This window comes from Noviherbaspirillum sp. (assembly GCF_035944575.1).
In the GTDB taxonomy this organism is placed as follows: Bacteria; Pseudomonadota; Gammaproteobacteria; order Burkholderiales; family Burkholderiaceae_D; genus Noviherbaspirillum.
The window spans coordinates 1-2,288 of record NZ_DASZBA010000083.1; the positions used below are offsets into that span (position 1 = coordinate 1).

Consider the following 2,288-nt stretch of genomic DNA (forward strand, 5'->3'; position numbering starts at 1 on the left):
CGCTTACCGTGAGCGCAACGCTTCTTGCCGTTGCTGCCGCAATCACATCGGTCGTCACCAATCGTCCACTAAGCTCCGCGTCGGTTATCACCGCCGCTCTCGCATTGGTTATTCTTTCAACCTACGGTCTGTACTTTCGGCGGGCCAACGCCAGCTTCGCCGAAGCGAGCATCCCACACGAAGCCCTTCCTGCGGAGTTGGCGCGTTGGGCTTCGTGGCATTGGTTCCGCACCATCATCGGTCTCGTCGCCCTTGCTTCGGCGTTGCTGGCATTGCGTAGTGGCACAAGCTTCTAGCAAATGAACCGGCCGCCTAATCCGTACAGAGGGAATGCTCCAAAAGCTGCGCTTTCGGCCGGCCCTTATATTTAACGTTAACCGATGCAGAGAAATCGCGAATCATACGGCGACGGATCTTCGCTCCATTTCAATTCCCACCGCTCTAGCTGTTCGCTTCCTACACATTCCGGCACGGAGCACCGGACGCCTGGCGGACGGCTGGTTGTATAGTTATGCCCAATTAAAATAAAACAACGGGATACCATGAACACGACACTTACCGCCCTCACCGGATTCATCGCCTGGACCCTGTTCCTGTTGATCGTGATGGAAGTCATCCGGTCCGGCCTGGTCATTAAAAAATCCGTGGCGGTCAATGCGTTCCGGCCCGACAATGCCAACCTTTCCCCGTTCATGCAGCGCCTTGCCAGAGCGCATGCGAACTGCCTTGAAAGCCTGCCAATATTCGGCGGCCTCATGCTCGTCGCCGCGCTGTCGGGAAATGCCGCCGTCACCGACCCGCTCGCTTATATCCTCTTGGCAGCGCGCGTCGTGCAGTCACTGGCGCATCTGATTTCCCTTTCGGTAATGGCCGTCAACGTCCGCTTCATCGCGTTTGCCGTGCAGGTCGGCATTGCCGTTTACTGGACGTTTCTGTTACTTGCCCGGTAGGCTGCCGGCCGCAACGTTTCCCGTTCTCTCAAGCGAAAAGGGCATATTGACGATGGCAGCATATATCCATAGCACGGTGCCGGTACTGCCGTCACTGGACCTGCAACAGACTGCGGACTTTTACACCGGCAAGCTCGGTTTCAGGGAAGCGGGCCGATACCCGGACTACGCAATCCTGAGCCGCGACGGTTGCGAAATCCACTTCTGGCTGTGCGATGACCGGCATATCGCAGAGAACAGTTCCTGCTATATACGGGCGAACACCGAGAAGCTGTACGAGGAATTCGCATCGAACGGGGCAAATGTCAAAGCCCCGGTCGTGCAGCCTTGGGGCATGAAAGAACTCTATGTGATCGACCCGCATGGCAATCTGCTGAAATTCGGCGAATCGGCATGATGAACACGTCGTCATGACATCGTGCATTCCCTCTTTACCACCGGCTGACGTAACAGAACCAGTCAATGGACGCCATCCTCCTTATCGGCATTCAAGGCGCAGGCAAGAGTACCTTCTATCGGGAGTATTTCTTCGATACGCATGTGCGCATCAGCCTCGACCTGCTTCGGACCCGCAACCGGGAGCAGCGCCTGCTGTCGCTCTGCCTTGAAACCAAACAACGCTTCGTCGTCGACAAGACGAACACTACTGCAGCCGAACGTGCCCGCTATATCACACCGGCCCGTGCGGCAGGCTTCAAGGTGATCGGCTACTTTTTCGAGCCCGATCCGAAAGGCTCGTTCGAGCGCAACCGGCAGAGAACGAGGCAAGTTCCTCCGGCGGGATTGTTTGGCACGCTGAAGCGCCTTGCGCGCCCTGTGCTTGAAGAAGGTTTCGATGAACTTTACCGCGTGGCGCTCACGCCGGATGGCGGGTTTGCCGTCTCGGCTTATGGGGATGCATAAGGGCTAACCCAAACGGTAAGCCGCAGTCTAAAGGGAGACGATCAGCATCACGCCGCCAGGTGACGCGCCTGCCGCTGTGGCGCCGCTTGCCCGGTGGACGCCGCCTTCGTCCGGGCCGCAGGTTTGTTGACCTGGCCGGCATAATCATTGTCCATTGCGCCGGCGATCGCCTGCGCGTCGATTCCCCTGCCCTTCAGCCATTGCTTCACCAGCGCGGCCAGCTTTTCAAGCGCGATGCGATGGGTTGCATCGGTATTGGCATACAGCCAGTCGGACAGCGCCATGAAATTGGCGAAAGGTGCATCGCCAAGAATGAGCGGCAAGGTATGCGCGAAGCGGCCCGAATTCGCAACCAGATCCCAGTAGCGGGCGAAACGCACCAGCCGCTGCATGTCGGCGAAATCGATGCGGTCGGTGGCGAGGATGGTGTACGGC

At 58.2% G+C, this 2,288-nt stretch carries 5 protein-coding genes; 4 read left to right on the plus strand and 1 reads right to left on the minus strand.

What is annotated here, in order from left to right; all coding sequences use genetic code 11:
* The 4 genes from VGU61_RS04815 to VGU61_RS04830 all read left to right on the plus strand — a co-directional run.
* Positions 1-296: hypothetical protein (locus VGU61_RS04815; protein ID WP_326857964.1), on the plus strand; the 296-nt coding region annotated here is incomplete at its 5' end.
* A gap of 246 nt (positions 297-542) precedes the next feature.
* On the plus strand, positions 543-950 hold the full coding sequence (locus VGU61_RS04820) for an MAPEG family protein (protein WP_326857965.1): 408 nt from the start codon (positions 543-545) through the stop codon (positions 948-950).
* A gap of 52 nt (positions 951-1,002) precedes the next feature.
* Positions 1,003-1,347: a VOC family protein gene (locus VGU61_RS04825; protein WP_326857966.1), complete on the plus strand. Its 345-nt coding sequence runs from the start codon at positions 1,003-1,005 to the stop codon at positions 1,345-1,347.
* 65 nt (positions 1,348-1,412) lie between these two features.
* On the plus strand, positions 1,413-1,853 hold the full coding sequence (locus tag VGU61_RS04830; protein WP_326857967.1) for an ATP-binding protein: 441 nt from the start codon (positions 1,413-1,415) through the stop codon (positions 1,851-1,853).
* Between the two features lie 47 nt (positions 1,854-1,900).
* On the opposite strand, the gene VGU61_RS04835 is transcribed toward VGU61_RS04830, so the two are convergent.
* On the minus strand, positions 1,901-2,288 hold a 388-nt coding region (locus tag VGU61_RS04835; protein ID WP_326857968.1), incomplete at its 5' end, for a DUF4080 domain-containing protein.

Excerpts from the sequence above, each read along its gene's own strand:
- VGU61_RS04825 (WP_326857966.1), top strand. The coding sequence starts at position 1,003 with ATGGCAGCATATATCCATAGCACGGTGCCGGTACTGCCGTCACTGGAC.
- VGU61_RS04830 (WP_326857967.1), top strand. The coding sequence starts at position 1,413 with ATGGACGCCATCCTCCTTATCGGCATTCAAGGCGCAGGCAAGAGTACC.
- VGU61_RS04820 (WP_326857965.1), top strand. The coding sequence starts at position 543 with ATGAACACGACACTTACCGCCCTCACCGGATTCATCGCCTGGACCCTG.